The sequence below is a fragment of the Dietzia sp. UCD-THP genome (assembly GCF_000349585.1).
Classification (GTDB): Bacteria; Actinomycetota; Actinomycetes; order Mycobacteriales; family Mycobacteriaceae; genus Dietzia; species Dietzia natronolimnaea_A.
In genome coordinates, this window is sequence record NZ_KB714632.1 from 83,791 (window position 1) to 104,896 (window position 21,106).

Annotated in this window: 19 protein-coding genes; 7 read left to right on the top strand and 12 right to left on the bottom strand. The window is 72.4% G+C overall.

Annotated features, from left to right (window positions below; translation table 11 throughout):
* Positions 1-58: 58 nt before the first annotated feature.
* The 6 genes from H483_RS27945 to H483_RS27970 form a co-directional block, all read right to left on the bottom strand.
* Complete coding sequence (locus H483_RS27945; RefSeq protein WP_017836601.1) at positions 59-3,385, bottom strand: ATP-dependent DNA helicase; 3,327 nt, start codon at positions 3,383-3,385, stop codon at positions 59-61.
* Positions 3,382-6,771: a PD-(D/E)XK nuclease family protein gene (locus H483_RS27950; RefSeq protein ID WP_017836602.1), complete on the bottom strand. Its 3,390-nt coding sequence runs from the start codon at positions 6,769-6,771 to the stop codon at positions 3,382-3,384. The genes H483_RS27945 and H483_RS27950 overlap by 4 nt, the downstream gene beginning before the upstream one ends.
* A 68-nt stretch (positions 6,772-6,839) precedes the next feature.
* Positions 6,840-8,135: an MFS transporter gene (locus tag H483_RS27955; protein ID WP_017836603.1), complete on the bottom strand. Its 1,296-nt coding sequence runs from the start codon at positions 8,133-8,135 to the stop codon at positions 6,840-6,842.
* A complete protein-coding gene (locus H483_RS27960; RefSeq protein WP_238556275.1) occupies positions 8,132-9,025 on the bottom strand; it encodes a TIGR02569 family protein in 894 nt (297 codons plus the stop codon). The genes H483_RS27955 and H483_RS27960 overlap by 4 nt, the downstream gene beginning before the upstream one ends.
* A gap of 25 nt (positions 9,026-9,050) precedes the next feature.
* Complete coding sequence (locus H483_RS27965) at positions 9,051-10,277, bottom strand: ThiF family adenylyltransferase (RefSeq protein ID WP_031264816.1); 1,227 nt, start codon at positions 10,275-10,277, stop codon at positions 9,051-9,053.
* The gene (locus H483_RS27970) at positions 10,274-11,317 is read right to left on the bottom strand and encodes a DUF3152 domain-containing protein (RefSeq protein WP_031264817.1); all 1,044 of its coding nucleotides are present in this window, start codon (positions 11,315-11,317) and stop codon (positions 10,274-10,276) included. Before H483_RS27970 ends, H483_RS27965 begins: the two co-directional genes overlap by 4 nt.
* A 167-nt stretch (positions 11,318-11,484) precedes the next feature.
* Between H483_RS27970 and H483_RS27975 the strand changes: the two genes are divergently transcribed.
* Complete coding sequence (locus H483_RS27975) at positions 11,485-12,144, top strand: TetR/AcrR family transcriptional regulator (protein ID WP_017836607.1); 660 nt, start codon at positions 11,485-11,487, stop codon at positions 12,142-12,144.
* On the opposite strand, the gene H483_RS27980 is transcribed toward H483_RS27975, so the two are convergent.
* A complete protein-coding gene (locus tag H483_RS27980; RefSeq protein WP_017836608.1) occupies positions 12,141-12,368 on the bottom strand; it encodes a DUF3107 domain-containing protein in 228 nt (75 codons plus the stop codon). The genes H483_RS27975 and H483_RS27980 overlap by 4 nt on opposite strands.
* A gap of 289 nt (positions 12,369-12,657) precedes the next feature.
* Between H483_RS27980 and H483_RS27985 the strand changes: the two genes are divergently transcribed.
* Positions 12,658-14,226: a DEAD/DEAH box helicase gene (locus H483_RS27985; RefSeq protein ID WP_031264818.1), complete on the top strand. Its 1,569-nt coding sequence runs from the start codon at positions 12,658-12,660 to the stop codon at positions 14,224-14,226.
* Positions 14,227-14,252: 26 nt separating this feature from the next.
* The gene (locus tag H483_RS27990; RefSeq protein WP_017836610.1) at positions 14,253-15,575 is read left to right on the top strand and encodes a hypothetical protein; all 1,323 of its coding nucleotides are present in this window, start codon (positions 14,253-14,255) and stop codon (positions 15,573-15,575) included.
* A 37-nt stretch (positions 15,576-15,612) separates the two neighbouring features.
* Here the strand turns inward: H483_RS27990 and H483_RS27995 are convergent, their stop codons facing one another.
* A complete protein-coding gene (locus H483_RS27995; protein WP_238556276.1) occupies positions 15,613-16,044 on the bottom strand; it encodes a hypothetical protein in 432 nt (143 codons plus the stop codon).
* Between the two features lie 393 nt (positions 16,045-16,437).
* On the opposite strand from H483_RS27995, the gene H483_RS28000 reads away from it, so the two are divergent.
* Positions 16,438-16,686 carry a WhiB family transcriptional regulator gene (locus tag H483_RS28000; RefSeq protein WP_017836612.1) on the top strand — a complete coding sequence of 83 codons (249 nt, stop codon included), beginning with the start codon at positions 16,438-16,440 and terminating at the stop codon, positions 16,684-16,686.
* Positions 16,687-16,780: 94 nt separating this feature from the next.
* On the opposite strand, the gene H483_RS28005 is transcribed toward H483_RS28000, so the two are convergent.
* Positions 16,781-16,996 carry a biotin/lipoyl-binding carrier protein gene (locus H483_RS28005; protein ID WP_017836613.1) on the bottom strand — a complete coding sequence of 72 codons (216 nt, stop codon included), beginning with the start codon at positions 16,994-16,996 and terminating at the stop codon, positions 16,781-16,783.
* A 104-nt stretch (positions 16,997-17,100) separates the two neighbouring features.
* On the opposite strand from H483_RS28005, the gene H483_RS40555 reads away from it, so the two are divergent.
* Positions 17,101-17,175, top strand: coding sequence for a 50S ribosomal protein bL37 (locus tag H483_RS40555; RefSeq protein WP_371204257.1), 75 nt, complete (start codon positions 17,101-17,103; stop codon positions 17,173-17,175).
* A gap of 73 nt (positions 17,176-17,248) precedes the next feature.
* Here H483_RS40555 and H483_RS28010 read toward each other — a convergent pair whose 3' ends face one another.
* A complete protein-coding gene (locus H483_RS28010) occupies positions 17,249-17,593 on the bottom strand; it encodes a zf-HC2 domain-containing protein (RefSeq protein ID WP_017836614.1) in 345 nt (114 codons plus the stop codon).
* Positions 17,593-18,270: a sigma-70 family RNA polymerase sigma factor gene (locus H483_RS28015; RefSeq protein ID WP_017836615.1), complete on the bottom strand. Its 678-nt coding sequence runs from the start codon at positions 18,268-18,270 to the stop codon at positions 17,593-17,595. The genes H483_RS28010 and H483_RS28015 overlap by 1 nt, the downstream gene beginning before the upstream one ends.
* A gap of 98 nt (positions 18,271-18,368) precedes the next feature.
* Between H483_RS28015 and H483_RS28020 the strand changes: the two genes are divergently transcribed.
* Positions 18,369-18,911, top strand: coding sequence for an aminoacyl-tRNA deacylase (locus H483_RS28020; protein ID WP_017836616.1), 543 nt, complete (start codon positions 18,369-18,371; stop codon positions 18,909-18,911).
* Between the two features lie 32 nt (positions 18,912-18,943).
* Here the strand turns inward: H483_RS28020 and H483_RS28025 are convergent, their stop codons facing one another.
* Positions 18,944-19,738, bottom strand: a complete 795-nt coding sequence (locus H483_RS28025) for an SOS response-associated peptidase (protein ID WP_017836617.1) — start codon at positions 19,736-19,738, stop codon at positions 18,944-18,946.
* 41 nt (positions 19,739-19,779) lie between these two features.
* Here H483_RS28025 and aroA point away from each other — a divergent pair, with 41 nt between their 5' ends.
* A complete protein-coding gene (gene aroA, locus H483_RS28030; RefSeq protein WP_017836618.1) occupies positions 19,780-21,102 on the top strand; it encodes a 3-phosphoshikimate 1-carboxyvinyltransferase in 1,323 nt (440 codons plus the stop codon).
* Positions 21,103-21,106: the final 4 nt, after the last annotated feature.

Genomic DNA, 21,106 nt, shown 5'->3' on the forward strand with positions numbered 1-21,106 from the left:
AGCTCCGTTCCGGGACGAGACCTCCGTCATTCGTCGGGGTCACCCGGACCATCGTGGCCTATCGGCCGGTGTCGGACAACAACCGCCCTCTCCCCGGGCCGGTGGAGAGCAGTCGCCGCAGATCCTCCGCGTCTGGCAGAGGGTCCGGTTCGACGGTCCTCCCGGCGCGGACGTAGTGGAAGGCGGCCCGGACCCTGTCGAGCCCGACCGGCCGACCGAGTCGGGCCGAGACGACCCTGGACCAGGCGTAGCGGTAGACCGCCAACTGGAGCGAGACGGCCGGCATCTCCCCCGGGCCCGGCACCCGCCCGGTTTTCCAGTCCACGACGATCCAGTCGTCCCCGTCGGTGAAGACCGCATCCATCCGGCCGCGCAACAGGTGCTCCCCCAGGCCCACCTCGAAGGGCACCTCCACCGCCTCGGGTGTCAGCCGCGCCCACCTCGACGCCTCGAACGCCTGCTTCAGCGCCGCGAGGTCCGCCTCCGACACGCCGTCGTCGGCCCCGTGGTCCCCTGCTCCGGGCAGGTCGTCGATGTCGAGCAGGTGGGTGGCCCCGAATCGGTGTTCCAGCCACTGGTGGAACCGCGTCCCACGTCGGGCGAAACGGTCGGGCCGGAACGGCACCGGTCTGCGCAGCCGGTCGGCGTACGCCTCCGGATCGGTGGCCATGGCCACGACCTCCCCCGCGGTCAACCGGCGCGGCAGGACCACGGCCTCGCGCTCGTCGGCGGCCCGGCGTGCCTCCGCGAGCAGCGGCGCCGCCGTGAGGTGCCAGAACCGGGCGGGCCCGTGGTCGGGAGCCGGATCGATCTCGGGATCCACGGGCGAGGCCTGCGACACCGCGTCCGCCGCCGCCCTGCGATCGTCCACCGAGGCACGCGGCCAGGTGGCCTCGACCACCGTCGCGGTGGCCGGGTTGGTGGCCGACGGTGTGACGACGAGGTGGTCGATTACCCCGAGGGGTTCGGGTCCCCGGCACGACTCGAGGACCTCGTCGAGGAACTCCGACGGGCCGCGGGGTGTGGAGCCACTTCCGTGCCAATGGGACGCCGAGAGCAGAAGGGAGTGTTCCGCCCGGGTGACGGCCACGTAGAACAGGCGTCGGTCCTCGTCGAGTGACCGAATCTTGACGCGGTCGATGTGGGCCTTGAGCGTGGCCTCCAGTCGTTTGCGGTCCGCGACCCCGTCGAGCCGGGGCACCGGCACGCCTCCGGGGTTGTCCTCGTCCTCGCGGTCCCCGCGGAGGTACTCGGGCAGGTGGGTGGCCGCCCGGACCGAGGTCTGGGGCGTGCGGTCGGAGGGGAAGATCCCGGCCGACAGGTGGGGCACGGCGACGATCTCCCATTCCAGCCCCTTGGCCGAGTGCACGGTGAGGATCTGCACCCGGCCCGGAACGGAGGCGACCTCACCTCGTGCGAGCCCGCCGTCCACAGTGCGCGCCAGATCGAGGTGTGCCAGGAAGGCGTCCAGGCCCGGACCCCGCTCGGCGCCGAATCCCGCGGCCACGTCCTGCAGCTCGTCGAGCTGCTCGCGTGCCTCTCCCCCGCCGGCCCGCTCCCGGAGGCGCACCTCGGCGTCCAGGCCCAGTGCCTGTTCCGCGGCGGCGACGAGTCTGGCAGGGGGCGCGGACGACCGCGCTCGGAGCCCGGCGATGATGCGCGAGAGCCCGGTGATGCGGGCGAGGCCGTCGGGGCTGTAGTCGCCCTCGGGGCCCGGGTCGGACAGCGCGTCCGCGAGTCCCGCGGCGTCGGTCTCCTCGCCGCGGGCGATGGCGTCCAGTGCGTCTTCGAGTTCCCGGACGGAGTACAGTGCTCCCCCGGCCTCGGCCGGGCGCCGGAGTGAGAGCGCGGACGCCCGCCTGGCCAGCGCGGCCAGGTCGGCGGCCCCGAGGGCGAACCGGGATCCGGTGAGCAGCCGCATCAGCGGCGCACCGGCGCCGGGACGGGCGACCACCGTGAGCAGACACACCACGTCCGCGACCTCGGGGACGTCCAGTAGTCCCCCCACCCCGACGACCTCCACCGGCAGCCCACGGGCCTCCAGGGCCTCGGCGATCGGCCCGGAGTCGCTGTTGCGTCGGACCAGCACGGCGGCGGTGGGGACACGACCGGCCGCCTCCGCCGCGCGGTACCGGTGGGACACCTCGTCGGCCAACCACTCCCGCTCGGCGTCCGCCGTGTCCAGCACCGCCACCCTGAGGTCGGCGGGTTCGGCGCCGGGGCGCGCTCGCAGCTGCGGGACCGGCACGGTTCCCGGGCCGTCCCGCAGCGGCTGGGTGACCCGGTTGGCCAGGGAGAGCACTTCCGGGGGGTTCCGCCACGAGGTGGTGAGCTCGAGCAGGTGGGACCGCTGACCTGCGGCCCGGGGGAAGTCGTCGCGGAACCGGTCGAGGTTGGAGGCCGACGCCCCTCTCCACCCGTAGATGGACTGCATCGGGTCCCCCACCGCCGTGACCGCGGGCACCGGACCGGCGCCGCCGCCGAACAGCGAGCGCAACAGGACCCGCTGGGAGTGGCCGGTGTCCTGGTACTCGTCGAGGAGCACCACGCGACACGCCCGACGCTCGGCCTCACCGACCTGCGGGTGGTCGCGGGCCACCGTGGCGGCGAGCGCCATCTGCGAGGCGTGGTCCATGGCGGACTCCGCCCGCATCCGCGCGGCGACCGCGTCGACGAGATCCGCCAACTCCTCCCGGTGACCCTGGACCGTGGCGGCCTCGTCGAGCCACTTGGTGGGGGTCTCGCGCTGGCCGGGCCCGCCGGGCAGCGTGGCGACGAGGGTCGTGATCAGATCGGGGTGGGTCCGGAGGTCGTCGGTCGTGACGAGGTGCTCGGACAGTTGACCCGCCAGTGTCAGCACGTCGCGGGTGACCTGCGCGGCGGAGGACCGCGTCGACAGCGGGGACTCCCAGCGCGAGACCACGTCGTGGGCGAGGTGGAACGCCGCGGTCGGTGTGAGCAGGTGCGAATCCGGTTCGACCGGCACGAGCAGGCCGTAGGACCCGAGGAGGGTCCCCGCGAACGCGTGATAGGTCGAGATCTGGGGATCCTCGGTGCGGATCGACTCCGCAATCCGGGGGTCCGCCCCCGGGCCCGTGCACAGCGGGCTCCCCGCCAGTGCCTCGAGCCGTCGCCGGATCCTCCTGGACAACTGCTGGGCTGCCTTGCGGGTGAAGGTGAGCCCCAGGATCTCCGACGGGCGCGCATGACCGTTGGCGACCAGCCACACCACGCGCGCGGCCATGGTCTCGGTCTTGCCCGCACCGGCGCCCGCCAGCACGAGGGTGGGTTCGGCGGGGCCGGCGATCACGGCCGCCTGCTCCGGGGTGGGCCGGTGGGCGCCGAGCGCGTCGGCGATGTCGTGGGGTCCCGTCGACGAGGTCACTGGATCACCTGCCGGCCCTCGGGCTGTGCGGGGCAACTGGACCGGACGCCACAGTGGTCACACCAGGGACCCACGCGGGCGGTGTAGGACGGCCCCACCGTCGCACGACCGGCGTCGACCACGCGGTCGGTCAACGCCTCTGCGGCCTCGCCGCCGAGCGGGTCCTGGACCCGTTCCGTGGGCATGCGGCCCTCCCGGCCCCCGAGGTACAGAAGGAGCCCTCCGCCCGGCTCGCGACCGGCGGCGGAGGCGACGGCGCCGCCGGCCACCGCCAGCTGGTACAGCGCGAGCTGGGGGTGCGCCGCCGCCGCGGCCTTGGAGACGGCTCCCGGTGAGGTCTTGATGTCCACGGCGACCACCTCACCGGCGCGAGTGCTTTCGAGCCTGTCGATACGCCCCCGTATCCGGACCCCGCCCCGGACGTCGAGGTCGAACGCCTCCTCCACCGCCGCGGTGGTGAACTCGTCACGGGTTCCCAGTCGCCACTGCCGGAACGACTCCGCCATCCCGACCATCGACTCCGCGCCCCGCTCGGCGAACCACCCGCGGGCTCGCGTGAGCGACCCGGCCCGCCCGGACACGGCCGCCCGGAGCGCGTCCTCGCCGATCCCCCCCTCGACCGCCTGGGTGAGCGCGTGCACCACCGACCCCCGGATCATGGCGGCCTCGGACCCCGGATCGGCGGACTCACCTCTGACCTTCTGCAGGAACCAGCGCAGTGGACACTCCTCGAGAGCACCGAATCCAGACGGGGAGAGCACGGCCAGCGGCTCCCCCTGTCCCGCCGGGAAAGCCGGGGCGGCGGTGGACGTGCCGTTCGAGCCGTACCAGGTCCCGGGGTCCGCCTCGGCGACCCCCGCGTCGCGCATCCCGGCCAGGAGCCCCGCGGCGTGGGCGGCGTCCGCCGGGTCCGTGGACGGATCGAGGAGTGCGGCCCGGAGGTCGACGGCGAGGTGCTGGACGGTGAACACCGTCGGGGCGTGGCTGCTCGCGGCCGCCGCAGCGCCACCCGGGCGTGGAGCCACGGCCCCACTCGGATCCGCCGGGGTCGTTACGAGGTCCGAGATCTCGTCGACGAAGCGTGACGGGGCGGCGTCACCCTGCTCGGGGGATTCGACCGCGGTGACGAGCAGGTGGCTCCGCGCACGCGAGCAGGCCACGTAGAACAGGCGTCTCTCCTCGGCCGACCGTGCCGACGCCGACGACGCGGCCCGTTCGGCCTCGGACGGCAGGGGCCCGTCGCCCGCCACCTCCGTGAGGTCGACGAGTTCGTCGACCCCGAGCAGTCCCGACCGACGACGGGGCGCGGGCCACACCCCGTCCTGGACCCCACACACCGCCACCGATCTCCACTGCCTCCCCACCGCGGCGTGGGCGGACAACAGGGTCACGGCCCCGCCACGAGCGCGGGTGTCCGCCCGCCGGGGGGCGGGGAGGTCCTCCCTCGACACCACATCGCAGAAGAGGGCGACGGAGCCCCCGGGGACGCGGTCGACGTAGTCCGCCGCGTGATCGAACAGCGAGACCACCGCGTCCAGGGACCGGTCCGCGGAGCGGGACCACGGATCGGCGGCGACGGCCTGCCGGACGAGCCGCCTCTCCATCCGCGAGGCGGACCACGCCTCCCAGAGCACCTCCTCGACCGTGCCCCCCGCCCGTAGCGACCCCACCACCGCGGTCCGGGCGTGCCGGATGCGGGCGACCGGCGCGAGTTCGACCGCGGTGAGCCCGGACGGCACCGGGTCACCCTCGGCCAGGACCAGGGCGCGGAGAGTCTCCGCGCTCGGTGCGGACCCACCGATCCCGGAGCGACGGATGCCGCGCCGCAGCCTGCGCATCGCCACGGCGTCCGCGCGCCCGATGGGTCCGGACAGCAGCGCGAGCGTCTGCTCGGCATCCGTCCCGTCAGCCCCCTGCAGCGCCGACCTCACCAGCAAGAGGAGTGCCGCCACCACGGGATCGTGGGCCGGGGGCAGCTCGGCGCCCGCGTCGACCACGGGGACACCGGCCGCGTCGAGTGCCGGGAGCAGGGTGTCGACGACCCGGGGAAGCGATCGGCTGACGACCGCCATCTCCCCGTAGTCGACGCCGTCCAGCACGTGCCGCCTGCGCAGGAAGTCCGCGACGACGGCGGCCTCCGCGGCGGCCGACCGGGCGACGGTGACCGTCACCGATCCCTCCAGAGCCGGTGCCGGTGACGGTGCCGCAGGATCGACCCCACCCGGCGCACCTACCGCACCCGGGCCTGCTCCGACCGGCCTCTCACGGGGTCGGTGTCGCGCGGCGCCGGGCAGGCGGGAACCGATCCGCGCCGCCACCGCCGCGACCGCGGGATCCATCCGGTGCCCCACTCGCAGATCGACCTCCCGGCCGCCCTGGTCCACGACAGCGCGGGCGAGACCGCCGTCCGCCCCGCGGAAACGGAACACCGACTGGTCCCCGTCCTCCACGACCACCATGACGTCCGCGCCCCCGCCGACCGCGGCCACGAACTCGGCGGCGAGCGGGTCGAGGTGGTGCGCGTCGTCCACCACCACCAGCCGACGAGACCGGAAGATCTCCCTGAGCTGCGGGTCCGCGGTCAGCGCGTCCAGCGCCGCCCCCACGAGTTCGGCGGCGTTGAGCGCCTCGGGCACGTCCGACTCCCCACCCCGCAGCCCCGAACGCAGGGCCATCTGCTCCTCGTGCCTGCGGAAGAACCCGGCGGCGGCCACCCACGCGGGCCTGTCCGCCGACCTACCTAGGCGGTCGAGTTCCCGGGGACCGATCCCCCGCTCGAGAGCGCGCAGCAGCAGGTCACGGATCTCCCGCGCGAACCCGACGGCCGACAGCGCGGGACGGAACTGCTCGGGCCAGTGCGGGGCACCATCGGCCACCTCTCCGAGCAACGTCTCCCGGACCAGCGCGTCGTGCTCCGCGCCCGTCCGGAGCCGCGGGGGCGGGGCGTCGAGCCGAGCGGCCGCCAGCCGGACCACGGCATGGGCGAGGGAGTGGACGGTACGGACGGGGGCGTCCGTACCCACGACGGACTCCGACGGGAGTCCGCGGGTGATCTCCTCCAGCACGGCGGCCCCGGCGGTGGCGGAACCCGTGAGGACCAGGACGCCGTCCATACCGACCCCGCCCGTCACCGCGGCGCGCACCACGTCCACCACGAGCGAGGTCTTCCCGCTCCCGGGCCCGCCACGCACGACCCAGCGGTCCTGACCGTCCGCCGGGCCGGCACCCCAGTCCCGTCCGATCAGCCCGCCGAGGGCGGTCGGCCACTCCCTGGTCGGCGGGGCCTGCCCCGCGTGGGCCGGATGCGATCCCGCGGCGGTCGGGGCGGCGGTGGTCGGTGCTGAGTCGATCGGGGCGGCGACGGTTGGTGCGGCGGGCTCTGTCACGGCTCGATGAGACCACACTCCTCCGACAGCCCCGCGGCCACCGGATCGGTGGCGTCGGACCGTCGGCGTCAGCGCAGCGTGTCCTCCAGCATCCGGGGTCGACACGCGATCCGGCCGACCACGCACATCACCGCGAGCACCACCGTGAGGAACGCCAGTCCCCCGCCGAGACCCGGACCGGACAGGAGGAGGCCAAAGACGACGGGGCCGAGGCTCGCCGCCGTGTACCCGACCCCCTGCGAGAACCCGGAGAGGGCGGCGGAACCGGCCTGCGTCCGCGTGCGGAGGTTGATGAGCGTCAGGCAGAGCGGGAACGTGCTGGGCCCCACCCCGAGCAGGCAGATCCACAACCACGGGGCGGCGCCGGGCGCCCAGAGCAGTCCGGCGAAGCCGGCCAGGTAGCACACCACGGAGACCACGACGACCGGGTACGGGTCCTCGAAGCGACCCGCCGCCCAGGGCACGACCAGAGCGGCGATCAGGCCGATGGCCGAGTAGACCGCCAGCGCGAGTCCTCCCTCGGCCCGGGTCATCCCGATCGACTCGGCCACGGCCGGGAGCCACGTGAAGAAGGCGTAGGTGCACAGCGAGTTGGTCCCGAAGAACAACGCGAGCGCGACCCCCACGGGCGAGCGCCAGACCCGGACGCGGTGTGCCGGGCCCGACCCGCCGACGACCGTGGTGGCCCGTGAGGATCCGGCCGGCGCGGATCCGGCTGAGGTGGATCCGGCTGAGGTGGATCCGGCGGTGGTGGACCCGCCGGGATCCGACCCACCCCGCAGGATCTCGATGACCCAGGGCACCGCCGCGACGATCGCGAGAACCGCCCACCAGCCTATGGACACCCGCCACCCGGCGACCTCGTCGACGGGCACCGCGACCAGGGCGGGCACCACCGTTCCCAGTTGGAGGCCGGTGATGTACGCCATGCTCACGGCCGCCACGTGCCGGGGGAAGTACTTCTTGACCAGCGGAGGAGCCACCACGTTGCCGATGCCCATCCCGGCGAGCGCGACGAGGGACCCCGCTCCCATCACCCACGGGTCGTGGGCGAAGGCCCGGAGGATCTGGCCGGCCGCGGCCGCCGTCATCGCCAGTACGGTCAGCACCTCCAGACCCGTCCGACGGAGCACGACGGGAGTGAGGACGCCCCAGAGGGCGAACATGGCCGTGGGCACCATCCCGAGCAGTCCCATACCCCCGGCACCGAGACCGATCTCGGCGTCGATGACCCCCAGCAGCGGACTCAGGGACGTGACGGCGGTACGGAGGTTGAGCGAGACAAGGACGACCCCGAGCAGGGCCACGACGGGAAAGGCGAGCGTGCCGGAGGGGCTGACTGCTCGCGAGGAGCGACGGCTCATGCGTCCGGGTCGCCGATGTACTCCTCGACGGTCCGGGCCATGGCCTGCAGTCCGTCCATCGCCGCGGGGCGGGATCCTGGGTGGAGCGCGTGCACCGCCAGCCTGAAGACCGCCGCCCGCAGCACCATCTGCGGCCAGTCGTCGAGGTGGCGCCACCGCGGGAGCACCCCGGCGTCGACGGTCCCCCAGGAGAGGTGGTCGATCGCGACGACCGCCGCCGACCACGAGGCCGGGCGGGCGTACGGAACGACGTCCGTCAGCGCGGGCTCGTCCGACGCGTCGAACAGCAGTCCCCGTGCGAGGTCACCGTGCACCACACCGGAGCCGGACGCCGCGTCTACCGGCCGGCGGAGTCGGATCAGCCCGGTCGCGCCGAGCAGGGCGGCCGCGCGGTGGGTCGCGAAGGGGGTTCCCCTGTCCTCCATGCCAGGGCCGAGATCGCGTTCCGGGTCGCCGTCCCACGCCGCCGCCTCGGCGATGGCGAACAGGTCCGACTCCGTCCACGGCCGGGTGGCCGGACGAGGAGACGGCCGTGGCCGATCGACTCCGAGGAGCGCCGCGTTGATCCGCGCCGACCAGGCGATGGTCTCATCTGCTCTGGCCTCGGGGCGTCCTGTGACCGCCCGGTCGGCCCGCCAGCCGCTCACCACGTGCCTGCCGTCCGTCGACCGCACCGGCGGCGCCACCCGCAGGCCGGTGACGTCGAGTTCCTCCCGAACGCGCGCCGACCAGTTGGCCAGCGCCGTGTCGGCGACCGGTCGCAGGACCACGGGAAGTCCCCCCGCGGTGACGAGCCACCCCGTCCCGGACCCGGCCACCACGGGGACGGCAGGGCCGGCCACCACGCCGAAGGCGCCGCGGACGTGGTCGGGGACGGTCACGTCGTTCACGTCGTTCACCGTACTCACCCCCGCTTCAGTACCCGGGCAGGGACGGGTCGACGTCGCGGGTCCAGGCCTCGATCCCGCCCTCCAGCGACCGCACGCCCGCGAAACCCGCGCCGGTCAACGTCGCCGCCGCGCGAGCGGAGCGCACACCCGACTTGCAGTACACGACGAGCGGCCCCCGGGCCGCGGCACGACCGAGGACCCCGGTCGGGTCCGAGGCCACCTCGGCGACCGTGTCCAGCGGGACCCACACCGAGGGGTCGATCGCCGCGATGGACCGCTCCCCGGCACCACGGACGTCGACCAGGACGGGCGCGACAGCCCCGGACGACCCCGCGACCGCCAGTTCGGCGGCGAGGTCGGCCGCCGACACGGTGGGCACGTCCTGCGCGTCCGGTGACCGGACCTCGCAGCTCTCGTCTCCCCCCTCCGGCAGGGACGTCACCGGGGTGCGGGACGGGTCCGGTCGGATCGTCACGGTCCGGTGCGTGGTCTCGAGCAGGTCCATCAACACGAGCCGGCCGAGCAGCGGCCTGCCGGACCCGGCGATCAGTTTGACCGCCTCCATCGCCATCATCGATCCCACGGTGCCGCACAGTGCACCGACCACCCCGGCCTCGGCGCAGCTCGGGACGGAGCCGGGCGGCGGCGGGGCCGGGTAGAGGTCCCGGAGGGTGACGGGATCCGCGGGCGCGGGCGGACGGGACCAGAACACGGCGAGTTGGGCCCGGAAGCGGTCGATCGTCCCCCAGACGACCGGGATCCCGGCGATCTCGCAGGCGTCGGAGACGAGGTAGCGCGTCGAGAAGTTGTCGCTGCCGTCCACCACCAGATGGTGGCCCTCGAGAAGGGCGCCGATGTTCAGCGCGTCGAGCCGGGCGTGGATGGCCTCCACCCTCACACCCGGCGCCAACTCGGCCAGTCTCTCCCGGGCGGACTCGACCTTGGGTCGGCCGATCGCCGGCACGGAGTGGATCACCTGCCGGTGCAGGTTGCCCGAGTCGACCTCGTCGTCGTCGATCACGGTGATGCGCCCGACGCCCGCCGCGGCGAGATACATCAGGACCGGCGCGCCGAGTCCCCCCGCCCCCACCACGAACACCGACGCGGCACGCAGACGACGCTGCCCCTCGTCGCCGACGGCGTCCAACAGCAGATGCCGGGAATAGCGAGCGCGCTCCTCCGCCGTGAGCGAGGGGGCCGGCGCCACGAGCGGCGGGAGCGCTCCGGAACCGTCACCGCCCACGGGGCTCACCGGGCCACCGGCGGGCCGTCGGGGTAGGGCCACGGGTTGTAGAGGCAGGTGTCGTCGTTGTCCGGGACCACGCCCTCGTTGTCGAGGACGAAGATCTCGTGGTTGGCGACCCCGAGGGTCTGTTGCATCATGATCGGCGCGAGCGCCCCGTCCGCGGGGCACGGTTCGTGGTCCGGGTAGCCGATGGCGTGGCCGACCTCGTGATTGACGAGGTACTGCCGGTAGGAACCGATGTCACCCTGGAAGGACCGCGCGCCGCGGATCCACCGGGCGAGGTTGAGGTAGACCCTGTCGGTGGACGGGTTGTAACAGCTGGTCTCGAGCTCGATGTCGTAACCGCAGTTCTCGCGGACGGTGAGGGGACTGGCCAGGCTGACCCGGAACGCGGGCTCGTCACCGGAGGTGCGCTGGAACGCCACCGCACCGTCCGCGGTCCAGCTCTTGGGGTTGGCCAACGTCGCGTCCACCATCCTGGCCACCGAGTCGTCACCGCCGAAATCCGTCGTGTCGATCCCCTCCTCGACCTCGACGGTGTAGGTGAACTGCTCGGCCTCGGGGCGCCCCACGCGGTCCGCGCCCCCGGGCACCACCCGGAACACACCCTCGCCGGCCTCCTCGAACGGCCCCCCGTCCGGCAACTCCCCGCTCGGGGGCACCTGTCCCCGCGGCGGCTCCCCCATCAGCGCGGGGGTCTGGGCCGCGTCCCCCACGGTGTCGCCGTCGCCAGGACCGGCGCCCGTCACCGAGTCGGCGATCACGAGCGCGGTGAGCACCACCAGGACCGGAATCGCGTAGGCGCGCCACCCCCACGTGGTGAAGAACCGGCCGACAGGACTCTGTTTGCGCAGATGGTCTCTGGCGCCGGGGACCGAACGGCGACGGCCGGGGGTCCTCTCCTCCTCCGGATCCCAGGGAGCGCGCAGCGGCTCACCGTGCGGAGGGTAGTACGGAGTGCGGTCCCCGCGCTGGCCCGGAACGCCGCCCCGAGGGGTGGACCCGGCGTCGACATCGTCCGACATCCGGCGACGGCCGTCGCTCATCCGCACCTCCACGTCCGCTCCGGTCAGGCCCGGGCCAGGCCCGGGTGATGGTCTCCACGATCCCACATCCCGAGGTGTCGCCTTCTCCGGCACTCCAAGGGTACGGGTATTGTGCGTCAGGCCCGGTCGACCGTCGACCCGACATCCGGGAGGACAGGAGCCAGACGATGACAAGCCCGGGCGGACCGTTTCCGACGGCTCCGGGGCGCGCCAGGGCCACCCGGCTGCCCCGCGGAGCCCGACGCAGGCAGCTCCTCGACGCCGCGGGGGCCGTATTCGTCGACCAGGGTTTCCACTCCTCCGGGATGGACGACATCGCCGTCCTCGCCGGCGTCTCCAAGCCGGTGCTCTACCAGCACTTCGACTCCAAGCGCGATCTCTACATCGAGGTCCTGCGTCACCACGTGGACGAACTGCTCGGCCGCATCCGCGCGGCGCTCGACTCGACCTCCGACAACCGGCGTCGTGTCGAGGCCGCCGTGGACACGTTCTTCGCGTACGCCGATTACGACACCAAGGGCTTCCGCCTGGTGTTCGCCTCCGAGTCCGGCGACGAGGACGTCCGGCGCGAACTCGACCGCGCCACCGACGGCTGCATCGACGCCGTACACGACCTGGTGCGGGGCGATTCCGGGCTCGACGCGCACCGGTCGCGACTGCTCGCGGTGGGGCTGGTGGGGGCGAGTCGGGTGAGCGCCGGGCACTGGCTCGACGCGGGCCGACCGATCTCCCGCGCCGACGCCGTCTCCACGACGGTCACCCTGTGCTGGGGAGGACTGTCGAAGATCCCCCGCCAGAGCGGGGACCGACCCGCTGCGGACTCCTAGGAGAGGAACCCCACCGGGCGGCGCGCCGACTCGCCGATCTCGACGTAGGCGACCCTGTCGGTCGACACGAGATAGCGGCGGCCCTTCTCGTCGTCCAGCTCCAGGACCGCCTTGCTCTCCGCGGTGAGAGCGGCCTCCACGCGGGCGTGCACGTCCTCCGGGTTCATCCCGGTCTTGAACACGAGCTCGCGATTGCTGTCGGCGATGCCGATCTTGACCTCCACGGTGCCTGCCCTTCTCATCGTCGGCGCATGCCACGCCGTCGTCGCTGATACGTGGGACCCAGGCTAACCCGGACCCGGTGTCCCGCGGCGTCACGGGATAGGGTGGACCCACGTGGATCACACCCGCGCCCGGTCGATAGTCCGGGCCCCGCACCAAAGGATCCCCGTGGAAATGTGCGCGCGCCCCGCTCGCCGAGGCCGTCCATCGGAAGGCCCGTCCTCCCGCGCGCGAGACGAGAAAGGCACCGCCCTGTCCACCACAGATGTGACCACCAGCGAAGTCGACGGCATGGCCACGACGACCGCGGTCGTCGACGCCCCGTCCTCCGACGCCTCCCCCAGCTTCGCCGAACTCGGGGTCCGTCCCGAGATCGTCACCGCGCTCGGTGAGCGAGGCATCACCCACACCTTCGCCATCCAGGAACTGACCCTGCCGCTGGCCCTCGCCGGTTCGGACCTGATCGGTCAGGCGCGCACGGGGATGGGCAAGACCTACGGGTTCGGGGTGCCGCTCCTACACCGCATCTCCACGGGCGAGGTGACCCGGGAACTCGACGGCACGCCCCGAGCCCTGATCATCGTGCCCACCCGCGAGCTGTGCGTCCAGGTCACCCAGGACCTCAAGATCGCCGCCACCGGGCTCACCGCCCCGGGCCGATCGGGGACCCGCCCCCTCAAAGTGCTGTCCATCTACGGCGGCACCCCCTACGAGCAGCAGACCGACGCTCTCGAGAAGGGCGTCGACGTGGTGGTGGGGACCCCCGGGCGACTGCTCGACCTGGCCAACCAGTCGAAGCTGGTGCTCGGCAAGGTCGAGGTGCTGGTCCTCGACGAAGCCGACGAGATGCTTGACCTGGGCTTCCTGCCGGACATCGAGAAACTGCTCCGGATGGTGCCGGACCAGCGTCAGACCATGCTCTTCTCGGCCACTATGCCCGGACCGATCATCACCCTGGCCCGAACGTTCCTCACCAAGCCCACGCACATCCGGGCGGAGGCCGCCGACTCCGGCGCCACACACGAGAACACCACCCAGTTCGTCTACCGCGCGCACTCCATGGACAAGCCCGAGGTGGTCTCGCGGATCCTCCAGGCCGAGGGACGTGGCGCCACGATGATCTTCTGTCGCACCAAGCGCACGGCGCAGAAGTTGGCCGACGACCTGGCCGAGCGGGGATTCCGGGTGGGGGCGATCCACGGTGACCTGGGCCAGGGCGCGCGCGAGAAGTCACTGAAGGCCTTCAGGTCCGGGGACGTCGACGTCCTCGTGGCGACCGACGTGGCGGCGCGCGGCATCGACGTCGACGACGTCACCCACGTCATCAACTACCAGTGCCCCGAGGACGAGAAGACCTACGTCCACCGGATCGGCCGTACCGGACGAGCCGGACGCAAGGGCGTCGCTGTCACCCTCGTCGACTGGGACGACCTGCCCCGCTGGGGCCTCATCGACAAGGCTCTCGGCCTGGGCCACGGCGAGCCCGCCGAGACCTACTCGACGTCCCCCCACCTCCGCACCGACCTCGGCATCCCGGAGGGCGCGGGGGGCCGGGTCGGGGCCGCGACCGGGACCGGCTCCGGCCGGCGACCGGCCGATCGCGACGCCCGGGGATCCGGGCGCGGATCCGGCACCCCTCGTCGGCGCACGCGATCCGGGCAGTCAGGGCAGTCGGGGCAGCCCGGGTCCGGCGATGCGGGCACAGCCTCCAACACCAACACCGCCTCCGACTCCAGCCCCGCCTCCGACTCCGGCCCGGCCGGTGGCGACGCCGCGGGCGGCGGTGACGGCACCCCGAGGCGTCGTCGGCGTCGTCGGCAGAATCCCTCGTCGTCCTCCGAGTCCACCGGCCGGGACTAGAACCGACCTCCACCCCTGGAAGGCACGTGCGCACACTCAGGAGAGGGCCCGGCCGCCGGCTGCCGTTCGCCGGAGTCGCCCCCGAACGCCGGACGCGACGAGACCTCGTCACCGCCGGGGTGATCGCCGTCGTCATGGTGGTGACGGCGGCCGCGGTGCTGCTGTCCGGCAGCGCGGCCGGGTCACAGCTGCGTGCGGCGGGGTCAGAACAGCCCGAGTACGGTCCGGCCACCGAGCCCCCGACGTCGCTCCAACCGCTCTGGTCGCACGAGTCCGCCGACCCCGGTCCCCCGCTCACCACCAAGGGCACTCTCGTCACCGTCTCCCCGGACGGGGTACTCGTCGGTCGGGACGCGGGATCCGGCGAGGAGCGCTGGTCCTACACGCATGCGGGGCGGTTCTGTGCCGGGGCGTTCTACGCCGATCGACTCGTGGCCGCGTTCGACGGCGCCTCCGGGTGCAGTGACGTGACGTCCCTCGACCCGACCAGGCAGGAATACGCGAGCACCAGGCAGAGCGCGTTCGCGGACTCCATGGAACTCACCGCGTCCTGGAGACACGTCCTCGCGTTCAGTCCGGACCGACTCGAGATCTGGCGCGACGACCTGGTCCGGACCGTCGAGTACGGGGCGGTGAGCGCACCACAGGAGGCCGGGATGCAGCCCCGGGCGGGGTGCACGCTCGTGACGGCCGACCTCACCGACGAGCGCTTCGCGGTGTCCGAGCGCTGCCCCGGCGAGGAGTCCGTCAGGCTGACCATCTCCGAGACCGTCCCCGAGGACAACCGTGCCCCCGAGGAGATCGCCTCGGAGCCGACCGGTGCCGATGGCCTGTGGATCATCGAGGTGACCGAGCAGGGGGTCCTGGCGCTCCGGAACCAGGGCCCCGACTGGACCGTCGAGTGGTTCACCTCCCCCACTGAACACTCGACCGTCCTCGTCCTGGAGGGTGAGCCGGGTGTGCTGCCCTCACCCCTGTCCGTCTCGGGCGACAGTGCTCAGGTCCGGTGGTTCGACGGGCGCTCCACGCACGCCTTCGACGGGCCGTCCGGGAGGCACTCCTGGACGCTCGGGGCGTCGACCGGCCCCGGATTGACCGGTGGGTGGTCCCCGGACCCGGAGGCCCATGCGAACGACGAGTGGGTACTCGTCCCCGTCGACGACGCCTTCGCGCTCCTCGACCACGACACCGGGCGCGAGGTCCGCCGTCTCCCCGGGGCCCCCGCGACAGGGGGCGAGGTGACAGGGGGCGATGTGACTGCGGACGGGGTGACGGGACTCGCCCAGATCGGCGACATCCTCTACGAGAGCCGGGCGGGCCTGGTCCACGCGTACAAGTTCCTCGACTGATCCTGCCGCCGGGTCCCCGGGTTTCCGGTCGATCAGGTCACGCGGCGTACCACTCGATCGCGTCCCTGCGGAACAACGAGACCAACGCGACCGCGCAGATCACGGCCAGGAGCAGGCCTGCGAGGTACTGGTCCGAGCCCACGCCGACGTACCAGGCCACGAACAGCAACAACAGTTCGGCGATCACCACCAGACCCCGGCCCCACCGGCGCCCCCGCAACAGTCCGACGCCGGCCGCGAGAAGACCTCCACCGAGGATCGCGAACCAGACCGCGGTCCCGTAGCCACTGATGACGACGGTCTCCTCGCGATGGCCACCGGCCGCACGGATGGCGAGCGCCACAGCCACCCCCACACCGATGAGCCCCTGCACCGAGGAGATCCACCCGGCCACCCGGACGGGCGTGGGGATGGCCGCTCGGGGATCACGCCCATCCAGCGGCGGACGGTGGTCGTCAGGTCGGGTCACGTTCACCTCCACAGACTATGTCGCGGCTGCGACCGAACCCGCACCACCCTTGCGGACTGGACTCCGTTTAGCCCATTACAGCGCCTGGCGTGGGCTTTCAGCCCGATTTGACAACCGGGGTGACCTTTGCCACATCGCATCACGAGAGGGTTGACTTGTCATGGAATCGTGGCACGATCGTTCGTAACAGCGCAGACGCACAAAGTTTGCATTGCCTTAACCGAGAGCTCTTCCGTCAGGAGCGAGCCCGAGGAGAGGGTACACCCCCCACCACATCGCCGGACGTGAAAGAACGTGTACGTCCGCGCGCCGATCTTCGCACATCGGCGCGTCGACGTCGTCTTCTCGTGTCCGGTTGACCCGATAACGGTCTCGTAACCATAAGGAGTTCCCATGGACTGGCGCCACAAGGCCATCTGCCGCGACGAGGATCCCGAGCTGTTCTTCCCCGTCGGCAATTCCGGACCCGCCCTCGCCCAGATCGCCGAGGCGAAGATCGTCTGCAACCGTTGCCCCGTCACCGCCGAGTGCCTGGCCTGGGCCCTCGAGTCCGGCCAGGACGCGGGCGTCTGGGGCGGCATGAGCGAGGACGAGCGTCGCGCTCTGAAGCGTCGTCGCGCCCGCACCCGCACCTCGGTCTGATCAGAACCGTCTGATCAGCACCGCCTGATCGACACGAAGGCCGGTTCCTCTCCCCCGTGGGAGCGGAACCGGCCTTCGTCGTTCCGGGCGGACGTCAGCCGATCACGGCGATGAGATCACCGGCCTGGATGACATCCCCGGGGGCCACGGCCACCTCGGTGACGGTGCCGGCCGTCTCGCACAACACCGGGATCTCCATCTTCATGGACTCGAGGAGCACGATGGTGTCGCCCTCGGCGACCTCGGTGCCGACGGCTGCGACGACCTCCATGACGTTCGCGACCATTTCGGCACGGACCTGTTCAGTCATTCGGATGTTCCTCTGCTTTCCTCACGCGGCGGCCCCCGGACTCCCTAATGCAACCACACAGGGGTTCTCGTGGGAGACTTGTACACCGACGAAAGGAGGCGACCATGGGCAAGCGTGGCCGCAAGAGGCGGGATCGCCGCAAGAACAAGGCCAACCACGGCAAGCGTCCGAACAGCTGAGTCCGGACCACCAGAACCGAGTGGAGGGGCGGGCACCGACACGGTGCCCGCCCCTCCACTCGTCCACCGGGGGTCACTCGGTTCGGTGATGTCCCTCCGCATTGCGCCGGTGGACGGTCGTGGTCCGGTGCACCACCGTCGTGCCGTCGGCGTCGGTGGTGGTGACCGTGGTGCGCCGGATCTCCACCATGAGCCGTTCCCGCAGCCCGGACGGCGCCTTCTCGCAACACGAGCTGGACAGCTTCGCCTTGAGCCGACGCTCGGACAGGAAGAGCTCCCGGCAGTGGGGGCACCCGGCGAGGTGGTGCTCGAGCCTCGAGCGGCACGCGTCGTCGCATTCGAGGTCCACGAGCAGGGACAGGTCGCGCCGGGCGGCCTCGCAATCGATCCGATCCAACCGCGGGTCGTGCTCCCTCATCACGACGCACCCCCCGCCCTGTCGCGACCGAAGCCACGCTCGGTCGCCACGTCGCGGAGCAACTCACGGAGCTGCTTCCGGCCCCTGTGCAGGCGCGACATCACGGTTCCCAACGGGGTGTCCATGATCTCGGCGATCTCCTTGTAGGGAAGATCCTGGACATCCGCGTAGTAGACCGCCATCCGGAACTCCTCCGGCAACTGCGCCAACGCGGCCCGGATCTCGTCGTCCGGCAGCAGCTCCATCGCCTCGACCTCCGCCGAGCGCAGTCCGGTGGAGGTGTGTTCCGCGGCGGCCGCCAGCTGCCAGTCCGTGATCTCCTCGGTCGGATACTGGGCGGGTTGGCGCTGCCGCTTGCGGTAGTGGTTGATGTACGCGTTGGTCAGGATGCGGTGCATCCAGGCGCGGAAGTTCGTCCCGGGCTTGAACGAGTGGAAGCCCGCGTACGCCTTCGCGTACGCCTCCTGCACGAGGTCCTCCGCGTCTGCCGGGTTGCGGGTCATCCGCAGAGCGGCACCGTACAACTGGTCGAGAAGCGGCATGGCCAACTCCTCGAACTGCTCGGCACGTTGGTCGGACTCGTCGGGCTGCAACTCTGTCGGCAACCGGTACTCCTCACCTGTCGGTGACCCGGAGTCTATCCGCACGCCGGGGGCGTCGAGGACCGCGGTCCGCATCGCACCCTCCTTCCCTCGCCCCGGAACCGTCCCGGGTACCTGCTCTCACCAACACCCGCCTCTCGCGCGCTATTCCACCGCGCCCCGTCACTACGCTGGTGTGGGTGACACGGAAACGCGCGGGACAGCGCACACCCGCCACCGCGGCGACCCCTGCCGTCGCCGCCCTGCTCTCCGCGGGCGTCGACCACGTGGTGCACACCTACAGCGCAGGCGCCGGTGCCTTCGGCGAGGAGGCCGCACGCGTCATGGGCGAACGCCTGGGGATCGACGGCGACAGGGTGTTCAAGACGCTCGTGCTGGCGACGGCCCGCCCACCGGCGGGGACCCGGACCCCGCTGGCGGTCGCGGTCCTACCGGTCACGGCCATGCTCGACCTCAAGGCGGCCACCGCCGCACTGTCCTGCGGAAAGGCGTCACTCGCGCCCGTGGAGGTGGCGGAGAAGACCACCGGGTACGTGGTCGGCGGGGTCTCGCCCCTCGGGCAGAAGAGGGCCCTGGCGACGGTCGTGGACCGGTCCGCGTCGGACCACCCCACCATCCTGTGCAGCGCCGGCCGGCGGGGATGGGAGATCGAGCTCGCACCCGCGGATCTCGTCGCCCTCACCGGTGCCACGACGGCGGCGATCACCGCACGGTGACGCCCCGGGGTGGTCCGGTCGGATCTGTCCGGTCAGAACAGCATCCCGGCGGTCGGATCCACCGGGCGCACCAGGTCCGGCCCCTCGTTCCGGACGTTGGAAACCGCGCGCGAGACCGGCCGGATCTCCACCCGGTCGGCCCACCGACCCAGGTCACCGCCCGCCCCGTCGACCAGCGCCCGGGGGTCGCCGATCACGGACGGGTCGAGCCAGTCGGAGACCACGGACGGGTCCACCACGAGCGGCATCCGGTCGTGGACTCGGCGCAGCGGACCGAGCGCCTCGGTGGTGAGGATGGCGCACGAGAGCTGGGTGACGCTCTGGTCGGTGGGATCACGCCGGGCTTCCCACAGCCCCGCCATGAGCAAGCCCTCGGTCCCGGGCAGACTCATGTGGAACGGCTGCTTGGGCCCCGCCCGGCCCCCTGACGTCGCCGGCTGGCCGGGGACCCACTCGTACCACCCGTCCATCGGCACCACACAGTGGCGCCGGGCGACGGCGGTGCGGAACGACGGCTTCTCGAAGGCGGTCTCGACCCGGGCGTTGAACAGGGTCGGCAACCTCACCGGGTCCCTGGCCCAGGACGGCACCAGGCCCCAGCGCATCGAGCGCAGGACCCGCCGGGGGGTCCCGCTCGGGTCGAGACGCTCGCGCGGGGCGTCCAGGACGAGCGCAGGGATGGTCGTGGTGGGTGCGATGTTGAACCGCGGCGAGACCGGACCCCGGTCGGGCCACAGCCCCGGCGGGGGCGACGAGGCCTCGTCCACGGCGTCGAGTTCCACCGCGAGCCGCGCCGGATCCGAGGAGAGCGAGAACCGTCCACACATGCGGCCCATCCTCCCACCCGGGCCGGGCGGGATCGGAGAGGATGCGCGACAATGACCAGGTGAGTCATTGGAACGCACCCGTCGCCGACACGCCCGTGCACGCCGTGGTCCCGGTGCCCGGGTCCAAGTCGCTGACCAACCGCGCCCTCGTGCTGGCCGCACTGGCCGACTCCCCCGCGCGGGTGAGCGGGACGTTGCGCAGCCGGGACACGGACCTGATGATCGGGGCGCTCCGTGCGCTCGGAACCCGCATCGAGGGTCCCGCGGGACCGCTCGGCCCGGACGACACCGACCTGCTCGTCACACCCGGGCCGTTGCACGGGGCGGACATCGAGTGCGGCCTGGCGGGGACGGTCATGCGATTCGTGCCACCTCTGGCCGCGCTCGCCACCGGCACGTCGACGTTCGACGGTGACGCCGCCGCGCGGGTGCGTCCCCAGGCCACGGTCCTCGACGCGCTCCGCTCTCTCGGGGCCGACGTCACCGGGGACAGGCTCCCGTTCTCGGTGTCCGGGACCGGTTCCCTCAGGGGCGGACGGGTGGAGATGGACGCCTCGGCCTCCTCGCAGTTCGTCTCCGGACTGCTGCTCTCCGCCGCCCGTTTCGACGACGGGGTGGACCTGGTCCACGTGGGTGCCTCCGCCGTCCCGTCCGGTCCGCACATCGAGATGACGTTGGCGATGCTCAGGGACGCCGGGGTGGTCGTCGAGCAGCCCACCGCGTCGTCCTGGCGCGTGGCGCCGGGGCCGATCTCCGCCGTCGACCGGGTGGTGGAGCCCGACCTGTCCAACGCCACCCCGTTCCTCGCCGCGGCCGCCGTCACCGGCGGGTCCGTGCGCGTGCCCCGCTGGCCGGTCTCCACCACGCAACCGGGGGACGCCATCCGCGGGATCCTCGAGGAGATGGGCGCGTCGGTGACACTCGAGACCGCGGACGGGGCGGATCACGGGACCCTCGTCGTCGTCGGACCCGACCACCTGTCACCCCTGGTCGCGGATCTGTCCGCCATCGGTGAGCTCACCCCGACGATCGCCGCGCTGTGTGCGCTCGCCGACGGACCGTCCACGCTCACCGGGATCGCGCACCTTCGTGGGCACGAGACCGATCGGCTCGCCGCTCTCGCCGCCGAACTCTGCGCGGTGGGGTGCGAGGTCACGGAGCGAGCCGACGGCCTCGAGATCGTCCCGGGGCCCCTGCACGGCGCCCCGTGGCGGGCCTACGCCGATCACCGGATGGCCACCGCCGGTGCCATCATCGGCCTCGGTGTACCCGGAATCGAGGTGGACGACATCGACTCCACCGCCAAGACCATGCCGGGGTTCACCTCGATGTGGACCGCCATGCTCGCCGGCGGGACGACGTAGCGTC

Excerpts from the sequence above, each read along its gene's own strand:
- H483_RS28015 (WP_017836615.1), bottom strand. The coding sequence starts at position 18,270 with ATGCGGACCGCGGTCCTCGACGCCCCCGGCGTGCGGATAGACTCCGGG.
- H483_RS28025 (WP_017836617.1), bottom strand. The coding sequence starts at position 19,738 with ATGTGTGGACGGTTCTCGCTCTCCTCGGATCCGGCGCGGCTCGCGGTG.
- H483_RS27955 (WP_017836603.1), bottom strand. The coding sequence starts at position 8,135 with ATGAGCCGTCGCTCCTCGCGAGCAGTCAGCCCCTCCGGCACGCTCGCC.
- H483_RS27970 (WP_031264817.1), bottom strand. The coding sequence starts at position 11,317 with ATGAGCGACGGCCGTCGCCGGATGTCGGACGATGTCGACGCCGGGTCC.
- H483_RS27985 (WP_031264818.1), top strand. The coding sequence starts at position 12,658 with ATGGCCACGACGACCGCGGTCGTCGACGCCCCGTCCTCCGACGCCTCC.
- H483_RS28005 (WP_017836613.1), bottom strand. The coding sequence starts at position 16,996 with ATGACTGAACAGGTCCGTGCCGAAATGGTCGCGAACGTCATGGAGGTC.
- H483_RS28010 (WP_017836614.1), bottom strand. The coding sequence starts at position 17,593 with ATGAGGGAGCACGACCCGCGGTTGGATCGGATCGATTGCGAGGCCGCC.
- H483_RS27975 (WP_017836607.1), top strand. The coding sequence starts at position 11,485 with ATGACAAGCCCGGGCGGACCGTTTCCGACGGCTCCGGGGCGCGCCAGG.
- H483_RS28000 (WP_017836612.1), top strand. The coding sequence starts at position 16,438 with ATGGACTGGCGCCACAAGGCCATCTGCCGCGACGAGGATCCCGAGCTG.
- aroA (WP_017836618.1), top strand. The coding sequence starts at position 19,780 with ATGCGCGACAATGACCAGGTGAGTCATTGGAACGCACCCGTCGCCGAC.